The sequence below is a fragment of the Clostridium tertium genome (assembly GCF_017873245.1).
GTDB classification, from domain to species: domain Bacteria; phylum Bacillota; class Clostridia; order Clostridiales; family Clostridiaceae; genus Clostridium; species Clostridium tertium.
On record NZ_JAGGJY010000005.1, the window covers coordinates 39,012 to 59,745 of the forward strand.

General features: G+C 27.4%; 18 protein-coding genes, 4 tRNA genes and 1 riboswitch. Of the genes, 3 read left to right on the forward strand and 19 right to left on the reverse strand.

All coding sequences use genetic code 11. The annotated features are described in order from the left end of the window. Positions 1 to 89 precede the first annotated feature (89 nt). From J2Z25_RS07530 to J2Z25_RS07570, 9 genes are all read right to left on the reverse strand, one after another. Complete coding sequence (locus J2Z25_RS07530) at positions 90 to 731, reverse strand: redox-sensing transcriptional repressor Rex (protein WP_008681002.1); 642 nt, start codon at positions 729 to 731, stop codon at positions 90 to 92. A 453-nt stretch (positions 732 to 1,184) separates the two neighbouring features. Continuing rightward, positions 1,185 to 3,440, reverse strand: a complete 2,256-nt coding sequence (locus J2Z25_RS07535) for a heavy metal translocating P-type ATPase (RefSeq protein WP_209739472.1) — start codon at positions 3,438 to 3,440, stop codon at positions 1,185 to 1,187. Positions 3,441 to 3,456: 16 nt separating this feature from the next. Next, positions 3,457 to 3,816, reverse strand: coding sequence for an ArsR/SmtB family transcription factor (locus J2Z25_RS07540; protein WP_209739474.1), 360 nt, complete (start codon positions 3,814 to 3,816; stop codon positions 3,457 to 3,459). Positions 3,817 to 4,024: 208 nt separating this feature from the next. After that, on the reverse strand, positions 4,025 to 4,618 hold the full coding sequence (locus tag J2Z25_RS07545) for a zinc dependent phospholipase C family protein (RefSeq protein ID WP_142419101.1): 594 nt from the start codon (positions 4,616 to 4,618) through the stop codon (positions 4,025 to 4,027). Between the two features lie 125 nt (positions 4,619 to 4,743). Continuing rightward, positions 4,744 to 5,193 (reverse strand): NUDIX hydrolase, encoded by a 450-nt coding sequence (locus J2Z25_RS07550; protein ID WP_209739476.1) that lies wholly within the window; start codon positions 5,191 to 5,193, stop codon positions 4,744 to 4,746. A 172-nt stretch (positions 5,194 to 5,365) separates the two neighbouring features. Then, on the reverse strand, positions 5,366 to 6,439 hold the full coding sequence (gene ytvI / locus J2Z25_RS07555) for a sporulation integral membrane protein YtvI (RefSeq protein ID WP_008681008.1): 1,074 nt from the start codon (positions 6,437 to 6,439) through the stop codon (positions 5,366 to 5,368). 252 nt (positions 6,440 to 6,691) lie between these two features. Then, positions 6,692 to 7,306 carry a PH domain-containing protein gene (locus J2Z25_RS07560; RefSeq protein ID WP_209739478.1) on the reverse strand — a complete coding sequence of 205 codons (615 nt, stop codon included), beginning with the start codon at positions 7,304 to 7,306 and terminating at the stop codon, positions 6,692 to 6,694. 172 nt (positions 7,307 to 7,478) lie between these two features. Next, on the reverse strand, positions 7,479 to 7,871 hold the full coding sequence (locus tag J2Z25_RS07565) for a hypothetical protein (protein WP_142419104.1): 393 nt from the start codon (positions 7,869 to 7,871) through the stop codon (positions 7,479 to 7,481). Positions 7,872 to 8,051: 180 nt separating this feature from the next. After that, positions 8,052 to 9,122: a mannose-1-phosphate guanylyltransferase gene (locus tag J2Z25_RS07570; protein WP_008681011.1), complete on the reverse strand. Its 1,071-nt coding sequence runs from the start codon at positions 9,120 to 9,122 to the stop codon at positions 8,052 to 8,054. 388 nt (positions 9,123 to 9,510) lie between these two features. Between J2Z25_RS07570 and J2Z25_RS07575 the strand changes: the two genes are divergently transcribed. After that, a complete protein-coding gene (locus J2Z25_RS07575) occupies positions 9,511 to 12,174 on the forward strand; it encodes a cation-translocating P-type ATPase (protein WP_209739480.1) in 2,664 nt (887 codons plus the stop codon). 153 nt (positions 12,175 to 12,327) lie between these two features. On the opposite strand, the gene J2Z25_RS07580 is transcribed toward J2Z25_RS07575, so the two are convergent. From J2Z25_RS07580 to J2Z25_RS07595, 4 genes are all read right to left on the reverse strand, one after another. Then, a complete protein-coding gene (locus tag J2Z25_RS07580) occupies positions 12,328 to 13,014 on the reverse strand; it encodes a DUF3298 and DUF4163 domain-containing protein (protein ID WP_209739482.1) in 687 nt (228 codons plus the stop codon). 332 nt (positions 13,015 to 13,346) lie between these two features. Then, a complete protein-coding gene (rluF, locus tag J2Z25_RS07585) occupies positions 13,347 to 14,123 on the reverse strand; it encodes a 23S rRNA pseudouridine(2604) synthase RluF (protein ID WP_008681014.1) in 777 nt (258 codons plus the stop codon). Between the two features lie 21 nt (positions 14,124 to 14,144). After that, entirely contained in the window at positions 14,145 to 15,140 is a 996-nt protein-coding gene (locus J2Z25_RS07590) for an anti-sigma factor domain-containing protein (RefSeq protein WP_209739484.1), read from the reverse strand. A gap of 14 nt (positions 15,141 to 15,154) precedes the next feature. Then, positions 15,155 to 15,745, reverse strand: a complete 591-nt coding sequence (locus J2Z25_RS07595) for a class D sortase (RefSeq protein WP_209739486.1) — start codon at positions 15,743 to 15,745, stop codon at positions 15,155 to 15,157. Between the two features lie 371 nt (positions 15,746 to 16,116). On the opposite strand from J2Z25_RS07595, the gene ispF reads away from it, so the two are divergent. Continuing rightward, the gene (ispF, locus tag J2Z25_RS07600; RefSeq protein WP_008681019.1) at positions 16,117 to 16,593 is read left to right on the forward strand and encodes a 2-C-methyl-D-erythritol 2,4-cyclodiphosphate synthase; all 477 of its coding nucleotides are present in this window, start codon (positions 16,117 to 16,119) and stop codon (positions 16,591 to 16,593) included. Between the two features lie 186 nt (positions 16,594 to 16,779). Here the strand turns inward: ispF and J2Z25_RS07605 are convergent, their stop codons facing one another. From J2Z25_RS07605 to J2Z25_RS07620, 4 genes are all read right to left on the reverse strand, one after another. After that, the gene (locus tag J2Z25_RS07605; protein ID WP_209739488.1) at positions 16,780 to 18,057 is read right to left on the reverse strand and encodes a Na+/H+ antiporter NhaC family protein; all 1,278 of its coding nucleotides are present in this window, start codon (positions 18,055 to 18,057) and stop codon (positions 16,780 to 16,782) included. 116 nt (positions 18,058 to 18,173) lie between these two features. Beyond that, a riboswitch (SAM riboswitch) is annotated at positions 18,174 to 18,280 on the reverse strand. Between the two features lie 315 nt (positions 18,281 to 18,595). After that, positions 18,596 to 18,671 (reverse strand) — tRNA-Lys (locus J2Z25_RS07610). A gap of 3 nt (positions 18,672 to 18,674) precedes the next feature. After that, positions 18,675 to 18,748, reverse strand: a tRNA-Gly gene (locus J2Z25_RS07615). A gap of 62 nt (positions 18,749 to 18,810) precedes the next feature. Next, positions 18,811 to 19,485 carry a hypothetical protein gene (locus J2Z25_RS07620; protein WP_209739489.1) on the reverse strand — a complete coding sequence of 225 codons (675 nt, stop codon included), beginning with the start codon at positions 19,483 to 19,485 and terminating at the stop codon, positions 18,811 to 18,813. Positions 19,486 to 19,771: 286 nt separating this feature from the next. On the opposite strand from J2Z25_RS07620, the gene J2Z25_RS07625 reads away from it, so the two are divergent. Further along, positions 19,772 to 20,188, forward strand: a complete 417-nt coding sequence (locus J2Z25_RS07625; protein ID WP_209739491.1) for an HNH endonuclease signature motif containing protein — start codon at positions 19,772 to 19,774, stop codon at positions 20,186 to 20,188. 231 nt (positions 20,189 to 20,419) lie between these two features. On the opposite strand, the gene J2Z25_RS07630 is transcribed toward J2Z25_RS07625, so the two are convergent. Then, positions 20,420 to 20,494: transfer RNA gene (locus J2Z25_RS07630), tRNA-Gly, on the reverse strand. A 21-nt stretch (positions 20,495 to 20,515) separates the two neighbouring features. Next, a tRNA-Leu gene (locus J2Z25_RS07635) sits at positions 20,516 to 20,599 on the reverse strand. Positions 20,600 to 20,734: the final 135 nt, after the last annotated feature.

Sequence of the window (20,734 nt, forward strand, 5' to 3'; positions counted from 1 at the left end):
AATTGAAGCAGATGCTTCAATTATTATTATAAACTCTTAAATTTTCTTTTGCAATAACTATTTCTAATTTAATCCAATTATCAATTTAGTTATTTATTTTCATTTTTATCATGTAATAAATATATTAATGTTAATAAGCTTTCTGATAAATGAACATTTTCTACTGTTACATCCTTAGGTACAGATAAGTCAACAGGTGCAAAATTCCATATACCTGTTACTCCATTTTCCACTAGAATATCGCATACCTTTTGAGCATTAATTCTTGGAACACAGATTATACCTATATCTATACTATTATCTTCAAGATAATTTTTTAGTATATCTATATCTTGTATTTCTATATCTCTTATTCTCATTCCTAAAAGTTTTGGATTTGCATCAAATATAGCTTCTATATCTAACCCAATTTGTGAGAATCTGCTGTAATTTGCTATTGCCTGACCTATATTACCAGCTCCAATGATTACGCCCTTATATTCTCTATTTAACCCTAATATTATGCTAATTTGATTATATAAGTCCTTTACATTGTATCCATATCCTTGTTGACCAAAGTCACCAAAGCAATTTAAATCTTGTCTTATTTGTGATGCCGTAAATCCTATTTTTTCTCCTAGTTCTTTTGAAGAAATTCTATCTACATCATTTCTTAATAACTCTTGTAAATATCTATGATATTTTGGTAATCTCTTGATTACGGCCATTGAAATATTCTTTTTCTTATCCATACTATATTTTCTCCTACTTTCTCTTATCTTATATATTAAAACAATATTATTCATCTTCATATTTATATTTTACCACTTTTATTATAATTTTAAAATAACTTAGGTTATCTATTTAACAAACTAAAACGTATATTAAATAGTTAATTTTTTCTCAATCATAAAAGTTTACTTAGTAATATTTTGGTCAATTAATATACTTTTTATATATTTTTTTATTAGTTTTAATTTTTATTTTCAAACAAAATTTAGCGTAATTATATTATATAAAAAAATTAAGACTTATGTATAACGTAGCAGATCCGTTATACATAAGTCTCAAATTTATACAGAGCCCCCAATGTGCTCTGTAAACAAGATAATGATCTTGTATGCTTCCCTTATGCCTGAAATGTTCTCAACCTAATTTATTATATTTAATATGCTGAAATTTGTCAATAAAAATAGTATTTGAAATTATTTCAAGCATCTTGTTGAATTTATTACTGCTATTACTGTAACTCCGACATCTGCAAATACAGCTTCCCACATATTTGCAATACCAAAAGCTCCTAAAAGTAATACAAGAACTTTTACTCCTAATGAGAATATTATATTTTGCCATAATATTTTATTTGTTTTTCTTGCTACTTTAATAGCTGTAACTAATGCTTCAGGATCATCTTTCATTAGAACTACATCTGCTGCTTCTATAGCTGCATCTGATCCAATACCACCCATAGCAACTCCAATATCCGCTCTTGCTAAAACCGGTGCATCGTTTATTCCATCTCCTACAAATATAACTTTCCCTTCAGTTGAATTATTTTTAATTAACCCTTCTACTTTTTCAACTTTATCTCCTGGTAATAATTCAGCAAATACCTTATCTACTCCAACTAATGATGCTACCTTTTCTCCTACTGATTTGTTATCTCCTGTTAGCATAACTGTTTGAGATACACCAATAGCCTTTAATCCTTCTATTGCTGATTTAGAACCTTCCTTTATTTCATCTGAAATTACTATATTACCTTTATATTCATTATTTATTGCTACATGAACTATTGTTCCAATTGAATTTATATTATTATATTTTATTTCAAATTTTTCCATAAGCTTATAGTTACCAATTAATACTTGTGAATTATTGATTGTTACCTTAATTCCATGTCCAGATATCTCTTCGTAGTCACTTAGCTCATTAGAATCTATTTCTTTTCCATATTCCTTTATTATAGATTGTGCTATTGGGTGATTTGATAAACTTTCTGAAATAGCTGCAATCTTTATTAATTCTTCCTTAGCTATGTCAACGTTATTTATTTCTGTTACTTTGAAAACACCTTTTGTTAATGTTCCTGTTTTATCAAAAACAACTGTATTAACATCTTTAAGTGCTTCTAAATAGTTTCCACCTTTAACTAATATACCTTTTCTAGATGCACCACCAATACCTGCAAATAATCCTAGAGGAATTGAAACTACCAAGGCACATGGACAAGATACTACTAAGAATATTAATGCTCTATAAATCCAGTCATAAAAACTTGCATCCTTAATAACTAGAGGTGGTATTATTGCTAATGCTAATGCAGAGAAAACAACTATTGGAGTATATATCCTTGCAAATCTAGTTATAAACTTTTCAGTTGGTGCTTTTTTATTAGAAGCATTTTCTACTAACTCTAGAATTCTAGAAACTGTTGATTCTTTAAAGTTCTTAGTTACTTTTACCTTTAAAACACCATTAGTATTTATGAAACCAGCTAAAATATCTTCTCCTGTTGAAACTTCTCTTGGAACAGATTCTCCAGTAAGTGCTGATGTATCAACGAAGCTTGTTCCATCTAATACTATACCATCCAATGGTACTCTTTCTCCTGGCTTTATTATTATTACATCATCTATATTAACTGTCTCTGGATTAACTTTTTCTTCTTTTTCATCTTTTAAGATATTTGCATAATCAGCTCTTATATTCATAAGAGAAGTAATTGATTTTCTTGAACGATTTACTGCATATGATTGGAACACTTCTCCTATTTGATAAAATAACATAACTGCTACACCTTCTGGAAACTCTCCTACAAAGAAAGCGCCTAAAGTAGCGACTGTCATTAAGAAGTTTTCATCAAAAACTTCTCCTCTTAAAATATTTTTAATAGCAGTTAATACAACTTCTCCTCCAACTAATACATAACTTAATGCAAATAATACTACAGATAAAATTGATCCTTCTGTTGAAATTAAAGCAATTGCATATACTATGGCTCCTATTATTAGTCTCATATTTTCTTTTAAACTCACCGCTTCTCCGTGAGAGTGATCATGTGAGTGTTCATGTGGTTTTTCACTTGAATGCTCATGAGATTCTCCTCTAAATTTACCGTGAGAATGATTTTTGTCATGAGTATGATTTTCTTTCTCATTTTTATTTTCTATAGAACAAGTATCACTTGTACACTTGTTAACCTCCTTAGGAATAATATTACTTTCATTTTTATTAAATACTTTAACGCCTGGTTCTAGCTTGTTTATTATAGATTTTGCTTCTAATATAATATCATCATCATGTCTTTCCCCATTTAATTCTATAATTAAAGTAGATGTTGTAAAATTTAAAGTAGCTTCCTTAACCCCATTCATATTATTTACTTTTGTTTCAATTTTATTTGCACAATTTGCACATGTTAACCCTGATAAAATTAATCTTATTTCATTACTACTCATATTCTTCACCACTTCCTTATTCAATAATGTGCTTAAATCCTTCATTAAATATATGCTTAATGTGATCATCTGCTAATGAATAATATATAACTTTTCCATCTCTTCTGAACTTAACTAATCTATTTGATTTTAATACTCGAAGCTGATGCGAAATTGCAGATTGTGTCATATTTAATAATGCTGCTAAATCGCATACACATAACTCATTCTGAAATAAGGCACATAATATTTTTATTCTTGTAGAATCACTAAAAGCTTTAAATAAATCGGCTAAATCATATAATTTTTCTTCATCTGGTATAGATTCTCTTACCTTTTCAACAACATCCTTGTGGATTATTGTACAATTACAACTTTCTAATTTATTCTCTTCCATAATTCCCTCCCACAACATATGAACAATTGCTCATATGTTTCTTTGATAATATTATATGCTACTTATATTAAATGTGTCAACTTTAAATAAAAATATTTTAATCAATTATTTTAAATATTCTAGTATTAAAGTTCTTATTATGATAACATCTACAAAATCTTATAATTTTATACTTTACTTATAAAAAAATAGAGAGTCAATCGACTCTCTATATTACTAAAGCTATATGCTCCTTTAACTTTTGATTTAAAACTACTTCATTTAATACCATATTTACAACTGTACTACAAATATGGCTAGCAAAAAGTAAATCTTTTTCATATGAAGCTATACCTTCATATTCAGTTTGAAGTTTCATTATATACTTTCCAATTTCTTCTGATGTTAGGTGAAAATTCATATCTCTTTTTATATTATAATCCTTTGAAAATTTATTCAATTCATTTTCATATAATACATGTTCTTTCATAGCATTAGCACTTTTAAATTCCCATCTTTGAAAATGTGGAATACAGAAAAAGTCACATAGAAAATGGCAAACTACGCCTAATTCTTGATTAAACTTTTTAGATGAATATCTAGTATAAATATCATCTAAAGTTAATGAGGATAAAAATTCTATTTTTTTAACAATCATACCAAAACTTTCATCTATATAATGTTTTTTAAACTTATATTTTGATACAGAGTCTGGTTTTAAATTTCCCCATATGAATTGTCCGTCATTTATTATAAATACTTTATCCTCTTCTACATTGCTTATAAATTGTTGTGCTAAAGCTTTGTGAGTATTCATCATCATAATTTCCTCACCTCGCTTTTCTTTTATAACTATATGATAATACTATAGATAATAAAAAACAAATATGTTTTCTTGTATATCGTCCCACTTATTATCATATTAGTAATTGCCTTCTCTCTTAACCATTATAACCTTTCACTCATCATTTGGTTAATACTTCCTATTAATTCTTCTTTTATTTTTTCAAATAATTTAGGTTGTATAGATGGATAAGTTAAATTTTTAGGCATATCCTTAAACTCTTTAACTTCTCCTATTTCGAAATCTGGTAGATCTCCTAAAGAATATATTTCAGCAAAAAATAATGCCGCGTAGCTTTCCTTTCCATCAATTTCTAAAGAATAGTCATACATATATACTATTTCAAATTCTTTAGCTCCTGTTTCTTCAAATAATTCCCTTTTTGCTGTTAAATTTATATCTTCATCAATTTCTCTATGCCCTGCTGGAATTTCCCAAGTATTTCTTTCTTTATGCTTAACAAATATCCATTTATTTTTATATCTTGATACTACTATTGCATAAAGTAATTTTTCATTTTCTATTATATTTTTTTCATAAAATTTAATTTTCATATTTCTTCTCCAAAATATAGTAGATTATTAAATTATAAAAATATAATTACTGTTTCACCTCTATATAATTCAATAATTTCTTATACATCTATTGTTATATTAAGCTCAATAAATTCTCTTATTTTTTAATCAAAATTTTTAAATCTGTTATTATAGCAGTTTTACTAACCAACTATTTAAATATATGTATCTTTCCACTGTCATTTAAATTTTTTAGTATTATAACTATTATAGGTAATACAAATAATCCTAGGAATCCAAATATTTTTACACCTATAAACATACACATTAGCATTACTATAGGATGTAATCCTATTTGCTGACCTACAACCTTTGGCTCTAGAACATTTCTTACTATTGTTATAACAACATAAATTATAGTTAACCCTACTGCTAAACCTATGTCTCCTCTAATTAGTTCTATTATAATCCAAGGTATAACAATCCCACCTGTTCCAAGTACAGGAAGTACATCTACGCAAGCTATTAATAATGCTATTGTTATTGCGCTTTCAACTCTTAATATAGAAAGCCCTATTGCAAGTTCTATAAAAGTTACTGATATAATTATTGAATAAGCTTTAATAAATTTGAATAAGGTACCAACTATATAGTCTTTTACATCAAAAATAATACTAGAAGCTCTTTCAGAAAACTGCCTTGTTATAAAAGTTGTTATATTTGTATAATCCATTGCAAAAAAGAAAGATGCAATAATTGAAAATATTACTATAATAAAAAAAGTTGGAACTGTTGTAACTGTTGATGATATAAATACAACTACTCCTGATGATATACTAGAAATTATACTTCCTAAGGATTCTGTTAATGATGATATCATATCTCTTATAGCTTGCATTAAAGTAGGGTCTAATTTTATTAATATATCTTCAAACCCACTTGATAATTGTAATATCACAGGTTCTATTGTTGTTGTATAAAGATTAGGTAATTTAATAAATACATCCTTCAATTCAACAAACAACTTAACTATAAGTACAGTAATTAATGCTCCTACTGTTGTATAAAAAATTAAGACTGTAATTCCCGCAACAACTTTTCTATTAAGCCCAAATTTTTTTGATATTGAATTTATTAATGGTTTTAATATAAATGCTATTCCAAAACCTATGACAAATGGTAAAAACCAACCTAGTCCATATTTAATTGCTATATATATTATTGTAGCAACAATTAATAAATATAATGTATTAATTATAAATTCTCTTTTTTTCTCTACACCCATAAGCTTAATCTCCTTATTTTTTTTATATTGATTATACAATAAATAATTTATATTTTAAATTTATAATTTAAATATTAAGTTAAAATTCAGAATTCAATATAAAATTAAAAATATAATATAATTTTCAAACTTATACCTGTATTATTAAGTTAACTTAGCCCGTAAATCAATAATATCTGAACTTAAATAAATAAGTATATTAAAAAATAACCATAAACTTAATATAAAAAAATAAGTTCATGGTTATTTATACTAATTATTTATATAATTCTTAAATACATCTGTAAAATCTTTTTTAATATAATTTTCTCTATTTATCTTTGTCCAATTAAATGCATACTCATTTATATCTTTAAATATTTCAGCTACATTACCTTCAACAACTTTACTTGATGCACATGCACTGGCGGCTATTTTTAATGTTTCTTCTGATTTGTTAAGCATAATATCATTTTCATGTATTATATGAGATATTCTAATTAATGATTTATATAAGTCCTTTAATTGCTCTATTTGATTTCTATCTACATCTATAGAAAAAATAGTTTCTCCAATAACAAATTTAATTTCACAATCTAAGTCTATAGTTCCTGCTGTTTCTATAGCAACGTTTCTAATTGTATTTTTATAATAATCATATCTAGTTACAAGTCTCTTTTTGCTTACAGCAGATGTACCATCTACATGAATAAGAGCTAAATTAGTAAAACAATATTCATCAGTTCTTGATTTTATAAGGAAAAATATTTGTTCTCCATCCTCATGCATTATATAATCATCTGCATCCACCTTATTAAAGTCCTTTTTATCAATTATTTTACCAATATCACTTAGCCCTAATGCATCTGAAGCTAATTTCTTTAACATATATAACCCCTCCCGTTTTTTATACTCTCTCTTATTTATAATAGTAGCTTTATAATGATAGATAAATATTATAATTTATCTACTTATTGTTAAATTATTTCCTTTTAATTTTGACAAGAAAGTAATTGAATACCTTTACAAGAATATATATATAAATACTAATATTTTTATATTAATCCCAAAATATACTTCCTGAATTTTGTAAATGTTCATAGTTACATATTGGACATCTACTATTAACTATCTCTTCTTCACTAACTAACTTATATTTACTTTTACATATTTCACAACTATACTCTAATTTGAAAATTTTATTATCCTCATATTTAATTTCTACATAAGGAACTGCTGTTAAATTTCCACACTTATCACATTTGGCATATGCATTATAATAACTTATCTTATTAATCTTTTTCCTACTTAATATAAAATCTATGCTGTCATTTCTTTTCTTAGTAAGCTCTCTTCTAAATACTTCGAAGTCTTGAGTCCTAAACCCAACACCTTCAAATAATGTAGCACTGTAATCACATCTCTTACACTGAATGCTTACTCCTTTACCCAAATCCAATCCCCCTTAATTAAATATAATTATTATATGTATATTTTATCATAAATTTAATAGAATATGTTTATATAAAAATTCAAAATAAAATAGAGAAGCTCATACTTCTCTATTTTATAATTCAGCTTGTCTAAATTATTTACACAATTCTTTCACTTTTAACTTTTTCACTATTTCACTCTAAATGTAGTCTTCATATTCAGGTTTATTAGTCAGATCACTTAATAAATGCTTTATTTCTTGATCCTTATTCTTGTCCATTATAAGAATAACATCTCCAGCATCTACTATAACTAAATCTTTTATTCCTAATCCAATTATTAGATTTTTATCTCCAAATATAGAACAATTTTCACTATCTTGCAGATATACATTATTACTTGTTTTATTATCTTTCTTTTCTTCTAAATATCTGCTTAATGCTGAAAAACTTCCTATGTCATCCCATATGAAGTCACTTTTTATAACGAAGGCCTTTCTTGTCTTTTGCATAACACCAAAATCTATTGATATCCCATCTATTAATGAATATTGCTCATTAATAACTTCTTCTTCATCATCTTCTCCAATGTGTTTATATATTTCCATTAAGGATTTATATAATTGAGGAAGATATTTTTCTATCTCTCTTAATATCACATCTGCTCTAAAAACAAACATTCCTGAATTCCATAAATAAGTTCCTTTTAATAAAAAATCTTTTGCAACCTCCACATTAGGTTTTTCAGTAAATCTAGCTACTTTATAAGTCGGTATCTCTGATGATTGTATTCTTGGTCCCATCTCGATATATCCATATCCTGTTTCTGCTCTTGTTGGAGATATACCAAGTGTTACTATTCCCCGTCTTTTATTTGCAATATCCACAGCTTGTGATAATGTTTCTATATAAACCTTCTCGTTTTCTATATGATGATCAGAAGGTAATACAACCATAACTGCATCTCCATCTCTCTTTAAAAGCTTAACGGCAGATAGACCTATACATGTAGCGGTTTCCTTGTTCTGTGGCTCTGTAAAGATATTATTAGGATCTATATTTCCAAGCTCTACTTTTATCTTATCCTTATACTCTTTGTTAGTAACCACATAAATATTTTCCTTCTTAATTAAAGGAGTAACTCTATCTACAGTGTTTTGGAGAAAACTTTTGTTATTTATTACTTTCAAAAATTGTTTAGGCTTACTTGATCTCGATAAAGGATAAAGTCTTGTTCCTTTTCCTCCTGCTAATATTAGCCCGTATATCAATAACTTTCAACTCCATGTAAATACTATGATATATCTTATGCTATTACCTTTTATTTTGTGAAATTTTTAAAATTGACAATTTTTTTATATTTATTATTACCTATTTAGACAATTTTTATGTATTGACATTTTTTTAAAATAGATTTAAAATAAATTTATAATTAAATATTTCCATTAAGAGGGAGTAGTAAAAAATATAACATCAACATTCGCGGCCTATCGGTCTGGTGTTATATACCATCTTGGTTACGAGACTTTTAATACAGTTTTTCATAAAGTGAAAATTGTATTAAGAGTCTCTTTTTGTTTATAGACTCATATATTTCTAGGCTAATTTTTTTTATTAGAACACAAAATATTATTATTAAATAAGTTTGGAGGAGTTATTATGGAGAAGTTTTTTTCAAAACACCATGAAGAAGTATTAAAAAATTTTAATGTATCTAAAAGTGGCTTATCTGAAAATCAAATTAAAGAAAACTTAGACAAGTTTGGATATAACCAATTAACTGAAAAACAAAAACAAACTATAATGCAAGTTTTCTTAAGCCAATTTAAAGATTTACTTGTAATTATACTAATTATCGCTGCAATTATATCCGCAGCAACAGGTAATCTAGAAAGTACCTTAGTTATATTTGCTGTTATTATTCTTAATTCAATTTTAGGTACAGTTCAACACTTTAAGGCAGAAGCATCCTTAGATAGTTTAAAAGCGCTATCTTCGCCATCTGCAAAAGTTTATAGAAATGGTAAGAAAGTTGAAGTTCAGTCTAAAGAAATTGTTCCTGGAGATATATTAATATTAGAGGCTGGTGATATGGTAGCAGCTGATGGTAGAATAATCGAAAACTTTTCTCTTCAAGTAAATGAGAGTTCATTAACTGGAGAATCTGAAAGTGTAAATAAATTTATTGATATAATAGAAAAAGAAGAAATAGCTTTAGGAGACCAAAAAAATATGGTTTTCTCTGGATCTTTAGTTACTTATGGTAGAGCTTTAGTTGTTGTTACTGCTACAGGAATGAATACTGAAATAGGTAAAATAGCTCACTTAATGGAAGAAACTCAGGAAAAGCAAACTCCACTACAAGCTAGCTTAGATGACTTTAGTAAAAAATTAGCTATAGGAATTTTAGTAATTTGTGTTTTAGTTTTTGGTCTTAGCTTATACAGAGGAACACCTATGTTAGATTCCCTTATGTTTGCTGTTGCTTTAGCCGTTGCAGCTATACCAGAAGCTTTAAGTTCAATCGTTACAATTGTACTAGCCTTAGGAACTCAAAAAATGGCAAAAGAAAATGCTATTATTAAAAAGCTTAGAGCTGTTGAAGGATTAGGTTCTGTATCTGTTATTTGTTCTGATAAAACTGGAACGTTAACTCAAAACAAAATGACCGTAAAGAAAGTTTATCTTGATAATAAATTAATTGATGGAGAAGATTTAGATTTAAATGACGAACTTACAAACTACTTAGTAAATAGTTCTATTTTATGTAATGATTCTACATCTAAAGATGGTGTTGAAATTGGTGATCCTACAGAAGTTGCACTTGTTAACTTAGGTCATAAATTATCTTTAGATGAAATAGAAATAAGAAAATCTCACGGAAGATTAGCTGAATTACCTTTTGATTCTGATAGAAAACTTATGAGTACTCTTCATAAATTTGATAATAAAAACTTGATGTTTACTAAAGGTGCTTTCGATGTATTATTAGATAGAATTGTAAAAATTAAAACATCTACAGGTGTAAGAGATATAACTTATGAAGATAAGCAAAATATAATAAATGCAAATAAACAATTATCACAAAGCGGATTAAGAGTTTTAGCTTTTGCTTATAAAGAATTTGCAAATCCAGATTATTTATCTTTAGATGATGAAAATAATTATACATTTATGGGTCTTATTTCAATGATAGATCCACCAAGAGTAGAATCTGCAGAAGCAGTTAGAGATTGTATAACAGCTGGAATAAAACCAGTAATGATTACTGGTGACCATAAGATAACAGCATCAGCAATTGCAAAGCAAATAGGTATCCTTAGAGATGGCGATAGAGCTATTGAAGGCTTAGAACTTGATAAAATGTCAGATGAAGAATTAAAAAACAATATCGAACATATTTCAGTCTATGCTAGAGTTTCTCCTGAGCATAAGATTAGAATAGTTAAAGCATGGCAAGAAAAAAATGAAATAGTTGCTATGACTGGAGATGGAGTTAATGATGCTCCTGCACTTAAGCAAGCTGATATTGGAATAGCAATGGGTATAACAGGAACAGAAGTATCAAAAGATGCTGCTTCTGTAATATTAACAGACGATAACTTTGCAACAATAGTTAAATCTGTAGCAAATGGAAGAAATATTTATAAGAATATAAAGAACTCTATTAAGTTCCTATTATCAGGTAATACTTCTGGTATATTATCAGTATTATATACTTCATTAATGGCTTTACCAATGCCATTCCATGCAGTACATTTATTATTTATAAATTTATTAACTGATAGTTTACCTGCTATTGCAATAGGTATGGAAAAATCTAAAAAAGATTTATTAAAAGATAAACCTAGAGCTAGAAATTCATCTATTTTATCAAAAGATTTTATATATGAAGTTGCAGCTGAAGGTTTTGTTATAGCAGTATTTACCTTAATAGCTTTCTATATAGGATTAAAAACTGATAGTAATGTTGCTTCTACTATGGCTTTTGCAACACTTTGTTTAGCAAGATTATTCCATGGATTTAACTGTAGAGGTGATAGATCAATATTCTCAATTGGTTTATTCTCAAATAGATATAGCTGGGCAGCATTTGGAGTAGGTTTATTATTTTTAAATTCAGTACTATTTGTACCATTTTTACAAAATTTATTCGAAGTATCAGATTTAACAGGATCTCAAGTAGGTTATATTTACTTATTAGCATTTATACCAACTTTAATTATTCAAGCTGTTAAAGTTATAAGAGATGCTATTAACGATAGAAAGCATACTAATATATCTTCTTCTGATGAAAAAGAGGAAGTTGGAAAAGTAGCATAATAACAATTGATAATGGATAATTGACAATTAAGGTGGAAATTCATCAAAGATGAATTTCTGCCTTTTTCATTTTTAAAAATGTTTTTAATGTAAAACTTGTTTATATTTTTGTTTATTTAAATATTTTAAATAAAGTATTAATTTATATTTATCTTATAACTTTAAATCTGTGTTTATTTCAAATTCAGGCATACCAAATGCATATGGTGCTATTTCATAATAAGGAAAATGTATTATTAATTTACCGTCTTTTATATAGAAGCTTTGATTATCCTTAATTCCTTGAAACCCTTCTTTACCTGTAAAATAATAATCAGGATGTTTATTAATTTCTTTTTGTATTTCTTCATTTATAAATTTTTTATAGTCATACCCTTTATCAAATAAATCTTTTAATTGTAGCTTTTCGCCTTTATCCATACTTACATTATAAGTTTTCCTAGTAGTAATCCCATGAGCTCCACCACTAAACTGATAATAATCTATATAGAAGCTTAAAATTTTTTTATCATTAGTTAAACTATAATTTGCTTTCATTTCATATGGAACTGTTGGTTTAAAATCTTCACTTACATCCTTTGTATCTTTTATCCACATAGTAGTCCAATCTAATATTTCCTTGTTGATAACTTTTTCGCCATTTTTATTACTTAAACCAATTATTTGAGGAATTTCGACATTTATATTTATAAATTCAGTATATTCCTTAATAGTTTTATCCACAAGTATTGGATTTTCGACAGCGTTACCATTTAATTTTATCAACATCCCCTGTGGATAAATGTGGACAAGATTTATTAATATTATGATTCCTATTATTGATCTTATAGCCTTCTTCATATACCATATCTCCTATTTCTATAAATTGTAGTAATTTTCAGTATTTTTTATAATTATCTATATATTATATTATTTACAGTAGTGTGGATAATTATTAACATTACTTTCAACATAGTGTACACAACTTATCCACATGGACATGTGGATTATGTGTGTAACATACAGATTTTTACTGGAATCTCCCATAACTTTCTACGCCATAAATTTGACAAGCCCTTTAATAAAGCCACTTTAAAGCCTGTGGATAACTTTTTATACCTTTTAATAAAAACCTCAAATTAATAACAAAGAAGTCACAGATTACTAATAATATTAGAATCTATGACTTCTTATTAATCAAATTCCTTTGTCTTACCTGAATTACTTATTAAATTATTTAGTCCTTTAAGCTCTTTTGAAGTTAAGTTTCTCCACTCTCCTATTTTTAATCTTTCTATATTTATATTCATTATTCTTATTCTATTCAACTTAACTACATTATATCCCAAAGCTTCACACATTCTTCTTATTTGCCTATTCATACCCTGTGTTAAAATTATTCTAAAAGTATTTTTATTTTCTTTTGTAACAATGCATTTTTTAGTTATTGTTCCTAAAATTTTTACACCACTAGACATAGATTTTATAAACTTTTCATCAATAGGCTTATCAACAGTAACTATATACTCTTTTTCATGATTGTTTCCAGCCCTCAATATCTTATTTACTACATCTCCATCGTTTGTTAGTAGTATCAATCCTTGAGAATCTTTATCTAACCTTCCTATTGGAAATATTCTCTTTTTATGATTTACAAAATCTACTATATTTCCTTTAACCTTTTTTTCTGTAGTACATGTAATTCCTACAGGTTTATTTAAAGCTATATAAACTAATTCATCTACTTTCTTTATAGACTTTCCATCTACCTTTACATCTGCTGATTCCTTAACCTTAGTTCCCATAACTGCCTTTATTCCATCTACAGTTACTCTACCATTTTCGATTAACTTATCTGCTTCTCTCCTTGAACAAAATCCTGTTTCACTTATGAATTTATTTAGCCTTATTTCAGGGCCTCTATCATTATGTATTATTACAAATTTATCTTCATTATTCTTTTGCTTCATTTTCTATCACCTTTACAAAACTTAAGGACTTACTTTATGTTCATCCCCAGAGTTATTAAATCTAACTTGAATTTTTTGTTCCTCAATGAACTCCTCTGTTTTTTCTAAAGCATCGTATTTCAATTGGCTTCCAGTAACAGTTATAATAATCCCATTCTCAGGAATCATATCATTGTTAAGTTCATATTCTAATATACTTTTTATGGAGATATCAATAGCTGAATTATCTACCTTTAATTCACTTAACATATTAGTACCTTTTTCTGTTTTACTATAAGAATCTATTATTCTATTAAACTTATTTACCTCTAGTGTTATAGCCGAAGTGGCATCTATAACTATAGTTTTATCAATTGCTCTATAACTAAATGCTCCTATAGCAAGAATAATTATAATTAAACTTAGCAATATTGATATTTGAAGTTTATATTTCTTTATACTTATTCCTTCCGTGCTAATAATATCTTCACCTATTTTATTATCTTTTCCAGATTTAACTTTTATAAACTCACCCTTTGAAGTTAATATAATTGCACTTTTAAACCCTTTATTAAGTATAAGTCCTCTATGTTCTGATACTTGCATTATTTGTGAGATTTCATCTACCCCTAAAATATTTATTGCTTCTACAACTTGTATATATTCTTGTAAATATTTATAATTAGGATTAGAAAATATAACTACATATGCTACAATATACTCCCTCCACGCTTGTAAGAATTCTCTTTCAACTGGTGTTCTTTTAAGAAGTCTATTTATAGGAAACTTCTTTGTTTCACTTAAATAATCAAATAATTCAACATCTTCAATTATAAAATATGCTATATTCAAAATTTTATTTCTTATAGAGTAAGATGGATATTCATGAGCCAAATCTTTTATAAGTATTTTATAAGTCAATAGTTCTTCTTTTAAACTTTCTATTTCTTCTGCTCTTTTTTCAATTGCATCATCCAAAGTTACACTTGATGGAGATTTAGTCGAAAATTTATATTTATCATTTTGAAAACCACTCATTCTTCTCCTCCACTTTATAAATCTTTAGTTTCTACAAGCTTTCCTTTTACTACAACTCTTTCTTTTGCTCCTACTGTACAAGTTATTAATGTTATAGTAGCATCGTCCGTATTATCAAGTACATCTACTCTACTTGGATCAACTATAAAGTTCTCAGTCACTTTATATATATATTCCTTTTTATTTGCTTTAACTATTACTTCATCTTCAGCCTCAACCTTATATAGATTAACAAATGCTTCTGAATAATCAGATACTCTATGGCCTGCAACTGCAAAATTCCCCTTTTCACCCGGTTTTACTGAAGTCTCAAAATGTCCTAAGTAATACTGAAGAATATCATCTGTTATTCCCTCAACCAATCCTTGGGATAAATTTATACTAGGAATTTCAATTAAAGCAACAGGCTCATATCCATTAATTGATATTTCTTGTTTGCCTTCACTTCCATCCTCAGGATCTTCACTTATAACTTGCTCTAAAATATTTTGAAGCTCCTTTTGTTTTTTTGATGTCTCCATTTTTTTATAAACAATTGATACAATTAAAGCTAGTCCAACTATAATTAAAATAATGCCTATCCCTCTTCTAATCTTTTCTTTCAAAACCCTCATCCCCCAATAAACATTTATACTAATTTATCATATATTATATCATAAACAGTTAGAGACTTTTACCATAATATATATTTTTTCATAGTCTATTAATATTTTAGGAGTAACTTATGAATAGAAAAATAATTTATGTAGATTTTGTATTTAAACGCAGGAAACTTTCCTCACGAACTATACATTTTATTTATAAGATTAAAATTAAATTAAAACTCCTTATTAATAAAATATTTAAAAAGAAAAGGATAAAGAATAGTTCCAAAGTATATCCCTTTAAAAAAGTATTATAATACTCATAAATAAACTTTAATATAAAACCTATATTTATGGTAAAATAATTCTATACTTAATTTAGAGGTGATAAAGTGAGGATAGGATTAGGATACGATGTACATCGTTTAGTTGAAGGAAGGGATTTAATAATAGGTGGCGTTAAGATTCCTTATGAAAAAGGCTTACTTGGGCATTCAGATGCAGATGTATTGCTCCATGCAATTATGGATTCACTACTCGGTGCTTCAGCTCTTGGTGATATAGGAAAGCATTTTCCTGATACAGATGAAAAATACAAAGGAATTTCAAGTATAAAGCTTTTGGAGGAAGTTGGAAAGTTACTATTAAATAATGGATATTCTATAAATAATATAGATTCTACTATTATAGCTCAGAAACCCAAAATGGCTCCTTTCATACAACAAATGCGAGAAAACATAGCAAATGCGCTAAACATAGATTTAATGCAAATTAATGTTAAAGCAACAACAGAAGAAGGATTGGGATTTACAGGAAACGGAGAAGGAATCTCTTCACAAAGCATATGTTTGTTAGAAGTGAATAGTTAAAAGTGAAAGAGTGAAAGAGTTATGGTAATAATTTAGCTTAGGATAAATTATATCATTATTCTATTAAAAAAATTCAGCTTGTCTGAATTTCATCCTTAACTCTTTCACCCTTTCACTAAAAAAGTATGGCTCACATAAGAAAGCCATACTTTTTTTCTGGTTTATATATTAATTTTTACAACAGCCTTATTTATTTCTCCAGTGTATGTATATAGCTATTATAGCACATATCCCCATTAAATAGGGATAAAATAAAAATTTCATTATTGCAAATGGTGATAATGCTGCTAGTCCTGCTGCTGATATTAGCTGTGCTCCATATGGTATTATTCCTTGGAATACACATGAAAACATATCCAATATCCCTGCAACTCTTTTTGGTTCTAAATCAAATTCATTAGAGATATCTTTGGCTATTGGGCCCACAGTTACAATTGCAACTGTATTATTAGCTGTACATATATCTACTAAGCTTACTAGCATAGCAATCCCATATTCTGCTCCTCTTTTGCTTTTAAAATTCTTTAATCCTTTATTAAGAATAAAGTCTATTCCCCCATTGAATTTAATAATTTCTATAGTTCCTGCTATAAGAATTGAAATTATTATAAGTTCACTCATTCCAGATATTCCACTTGATATAGAATTGAATAATCCTATTATATCAAAACTTCCAAATATAAACCCAACTACTCCTGATGATAAAATTCCAAGTAATAAAACAACTATTACATTAACTCCAAGCAATGCTGTTACTATAACTATTATATATGGTAAAATCTTAAATAAATTAAATTCTAGTGCTTCTAAATTAATTACTGCAGCATTTTTAGTTAATAACATAAATATTAATGCAGTTATTATAGCAGCTGGAAGAACTATTTTAAAGTTCATTTTAAACTTATCTTTCATTTCACACCCTTGAGTTCTAGTTGCAGCTATAGTTGTATCAGATATTATTGAAAGATTGTCTCCAAACATAGATCCACTAACTACTGCCCCTACAGCTAATGCAGTTGCTATCCCTGTTTTGTCTGCTATCCCTACAGCTATTGGTACCAAAGCAACTATAGTTCCCATAGATGTTCCTATAGATAGAGCTATAAAACATCCTATAACAAATATTCCTGGTATTAATAAACTACTTGGCAATAATGAAAGCCCTAAATTCACAGTAGAATCTACTGCTCCCATATCTTTTGCTACCTGCGCAAATGCTCCTGCTAATATAAATATGATTATCATAAGCAGAATATTAGTGTTTCCCGCACCTTTACAAAAAATTTCTACTTTCTCATCAAATTTTATTTTTCTATTCATAATCAATGCTGTTAAAGCAGCTGCTAAAAATGGGACAATTACAGATACAGCATAGAAATCTTTTGCCACTATTGACGTTCCTAAATAAACTAATAAAAATACTCCTAATGGAATTAAAGCTAGTCCATTTCCTTTATTCTTCAAAGCCTTCTTCTCTCCTTTTATAATAAATTATTTTATAAAATGTAAACTTTCAAAATAAAAAAGCCTCTGCAGAAATACAGAAGCTTTAATCACACATATAAAAAATTATAGTTCGCCTCTTATCTATCAGGATTTCCTGCAGGATTTAGCACCTTAAGAATCGATTAAAATTCTTGGTTGCTGGGCTTCATAGGGCCAGTCCCTCCACCACTCTTGATAAGACTTTTAAATTTTGCATTATTATAGTATCAATTTAGATTATCATTGTCAACATGAAATTTTTTCTTGATCCATATAATTTGAATATTAGTCCATTTTATTGTCAATAATTAAAATAGGATCTCAAAATCTCACTCCTTATGCTTTATAAAAGTGCCTTTGTGCACTTTTATTTTTTGTAATTACATTTAATTAAAGTGTTCAACATTATGTAAATTTACTCTCAATCATTGGAGTGAAAAAAATTATATATTATATTTTTAAACTATTTTATTTTTATATATACAAAAAAGAGATTACATAGTAATCTCTTTTTATTTGGTGCGTTATCAGGGGATCGAACCCGGGACACCCTGATTAAGAGTCAGGTGCTCTACCAACTGAGCTAATAACGCATATGGAGCGGGTGATGAGAATCGAACTCACGTAACTTGCTTGGAAGGCAAGGGCTCTACCATTGAGCTACACCCGCAAATTTTATTGACAATAATATTATATATTCCACAATTATTACTGTCAATAATAAATTTTCCCTTAAATTATTTCTGTAAGTGATTTTAATAAAATATCTCTAAATTTCTCGCCATCACGCTTATTTTTATTAGCTCTTTCGCATATGTTATTCCATTCAGAAATACTTATACCAATCCTATCTTTAAATTCCCTTTCAGTTGTTGTCATATAGCTTGAATTTACTACAAACTCCCCTAACTCCTTTGGGGTATTAAAAATTTTTAAGTATAAAAATTCTCTGTTATCTCCATACCAGGTTCTATTAAAGTCCCTGGAAAACCTTTGAAGTGCTCTAATTAATTTATCCTTAGGCAAAGACCAACAATCCTTTACCATTTTTACATGCCTTCTCATATTATCTGCTTCTTCTTTAGATATTTTCTTATTTTTTTCTCCATCTAAGATTATTTTTTCTACTGGAATGTTTGGAATACTAATAACCATTCTTTCTTTTCCATATATCCATTTATAAAATGCCTCTTGTAAAAACGAATATTGAATATATCCTAATAACATTTTCTCATTTGGAAAATATGACCATGTATTATTAAGTCCGTTATTCTTACAAAAAACTAAACTATGGATATATATACTTTTTTCATTAGGCAATTTATCCATAAACATATGTCCTCTTATTGTTTTGTTTTCATTAATCAATTCTTCCCAGTAATCAAATGAATCATAGCTATGTCTCACTGTATCACCTTTCTTTCAGCTCAGTAATATAATATACTATACATATATTATATAGTATGTTATACCATCTTTTCAAGTATTTTCAAAGAATATAACAAAGTAAGTTTAAACACTTTTACATTACAATATTCTGATAATATAATTTTACACTTATACTTAGTAAAAATATACAATTTTATTATATATAACTTAAATATACTAAATATTATCTATTACAAAAACTATTATATTGTAGATTATTAATCCCAAAAAATATATAATATTATTAAAGATATAAAAAGGAGGCATGACTTTGTACCACTGTGAAATTTGTGGAGCAACAGCGGATATTCATCATATAGTTCATAAACACGAAGGTGGCTACGATATTAAGTTAAATTATAAATATCTTTGTAACTACCACCATAGAGGAAAAAATGGTCCTCACAACTGTATAGAAACTGATTTGAGGTATAAACTAGAATTACAAGATAAACTCTATAAGTTATTACCCAAAGATTACTATACTACTAAGGAGCTTTATACTCTTCTAGGAATGTCTAATTCTTCTTTAAAAAAATTAATTAAAAAACTTAAATTATTTAAAGAAGGTTATTCTAAAGAAGATATAATTAAAAACCTCATGGGCGGTAAACTCTACTCATATGCTATGCTTCAAGAGCTTGAATTGGAACGTCTTTTCCATAGTATTAATATTAGCTAAAACGTTCTTTTATATTCAAGCTACTAACTATTTATTGCATAGATTTACTAAATTTCTTTAGTTTTAAATTAGATTTATAAAATATACAAAGCTCTTAAATACTATACTACCAAGCAATACTTGATAACTATAGTTATTTAAGAGCTTTCTTTTATATCAAATAACATATATTCTTAATAAGCGGCAAATAAAAAGCCTTTTAAAAAATATATTATATTCTTAAAAAGCTTTTGGAGCGGAAGACGGGATTCGAACCCGCAACTTTCACCTTGGCAAGGTGACACTCTACCATTGAGTCACTTCCGCATATTATTTTAAATATTTTAATGGTGCAGATGAAGGGAGTCGAACCCCCACGCCAATGGCGCTAGATCCTAAGTCTAGTGCGTCTGCCAATTCCGCCACATCTGCATACCTTATATTAATATTATATAAAATATTATTTTTTAAATCAATATAGATTGTAAAATTTGGTTATTTTATTTCTATAATAATATCTTATATATACTTTAATTATCTTAATTATTTTAATAAATTTAATAATCA

Bases quoted from the DNA above. Each gene is read 5' to 3' on its own strand.
- J2Z25_RS07580 (WP_209739482.1), bottom strand. From the start codon at position 13,014: ATGAAGAAGGCTATAAGATCAATAATAGGAATCATAATATTAATAAAT.
- J2Z25_RS07550 (WP_209739476.1), bottom strand. From the start codon at position 5,193: ATGAAAATTAAATTTTATGAAAAAAATATAATAGAAAATGAAAAATTA.
- rluF (WP_008681014.1), bottom strand. From the start codon at position 14,123: ATGAAGCAAAAGAATAATGAAGATAAATTTGTAATAATACATAATGAT.
- J2Z25_RS07560 (WP_209739478.1), bottom strand. From the start codon at position 7,306: ATGTTAAAGAAATTAGCTTCAGATGCATTAGGGCTAAGTGATATTGGT.
- J2Z25_RS07530 (WP_008681002.1), bottom strand. From the start codon at position 731: ATGGATAAGAAAAAGAATATTTCAATGGCCGTAATCAAGAGATTACCA.
- J2Z25_RS07540 (WP_209739474.1), bottom strand. From the start codon at position 3,816: ATGGAAGAGAATAAATTAGAAAGTTGTAATTGTACAATAATCCACAAG.
- ytvI (WP_008681008.1), bottom strand. From the start codon at position 6,439: ATGGGTGTAGAGAAAAAAAGAGAATTTATAATTAATACATTATATTTA.
- J2Z25_RS07625 (WP_209739491.1), top strand. From the start codon at position 19,772: ATGACTTTGTACCACTGTGAAATTTGTGGAGCAACAGCGGATATTCAT.
- J2Z25_RS07545 (WP_142419101.1), bottom strand. From the start codon at position 4,618: ATGATGATGAATACTCACAAAGCTTTAGCACAACAATTTATAAGCAAT.
- J2Z25_RS07535 (WP_209739472.1), bottom strand. From the start codon at position 3,440: ATGAGTAGTAATGAAATAAGATTAATTTTATCAGGGTTAACATGTGCA.
- J2Z25_RS07575 (WP_209739480.1), top strand. From the start codon at position 9,511: ATGGAGAAGTTTTTTTCAAAACACCATGAAGAAGTATTAAAAAATTTT.
- J2Z25_RS07590 (WP_209739484.1), bottom strand. From the start codon at position 15,140: ATGAGTGGTTTTCAAAATGATAAATATAAATTTTCGACTAAATCTCCA.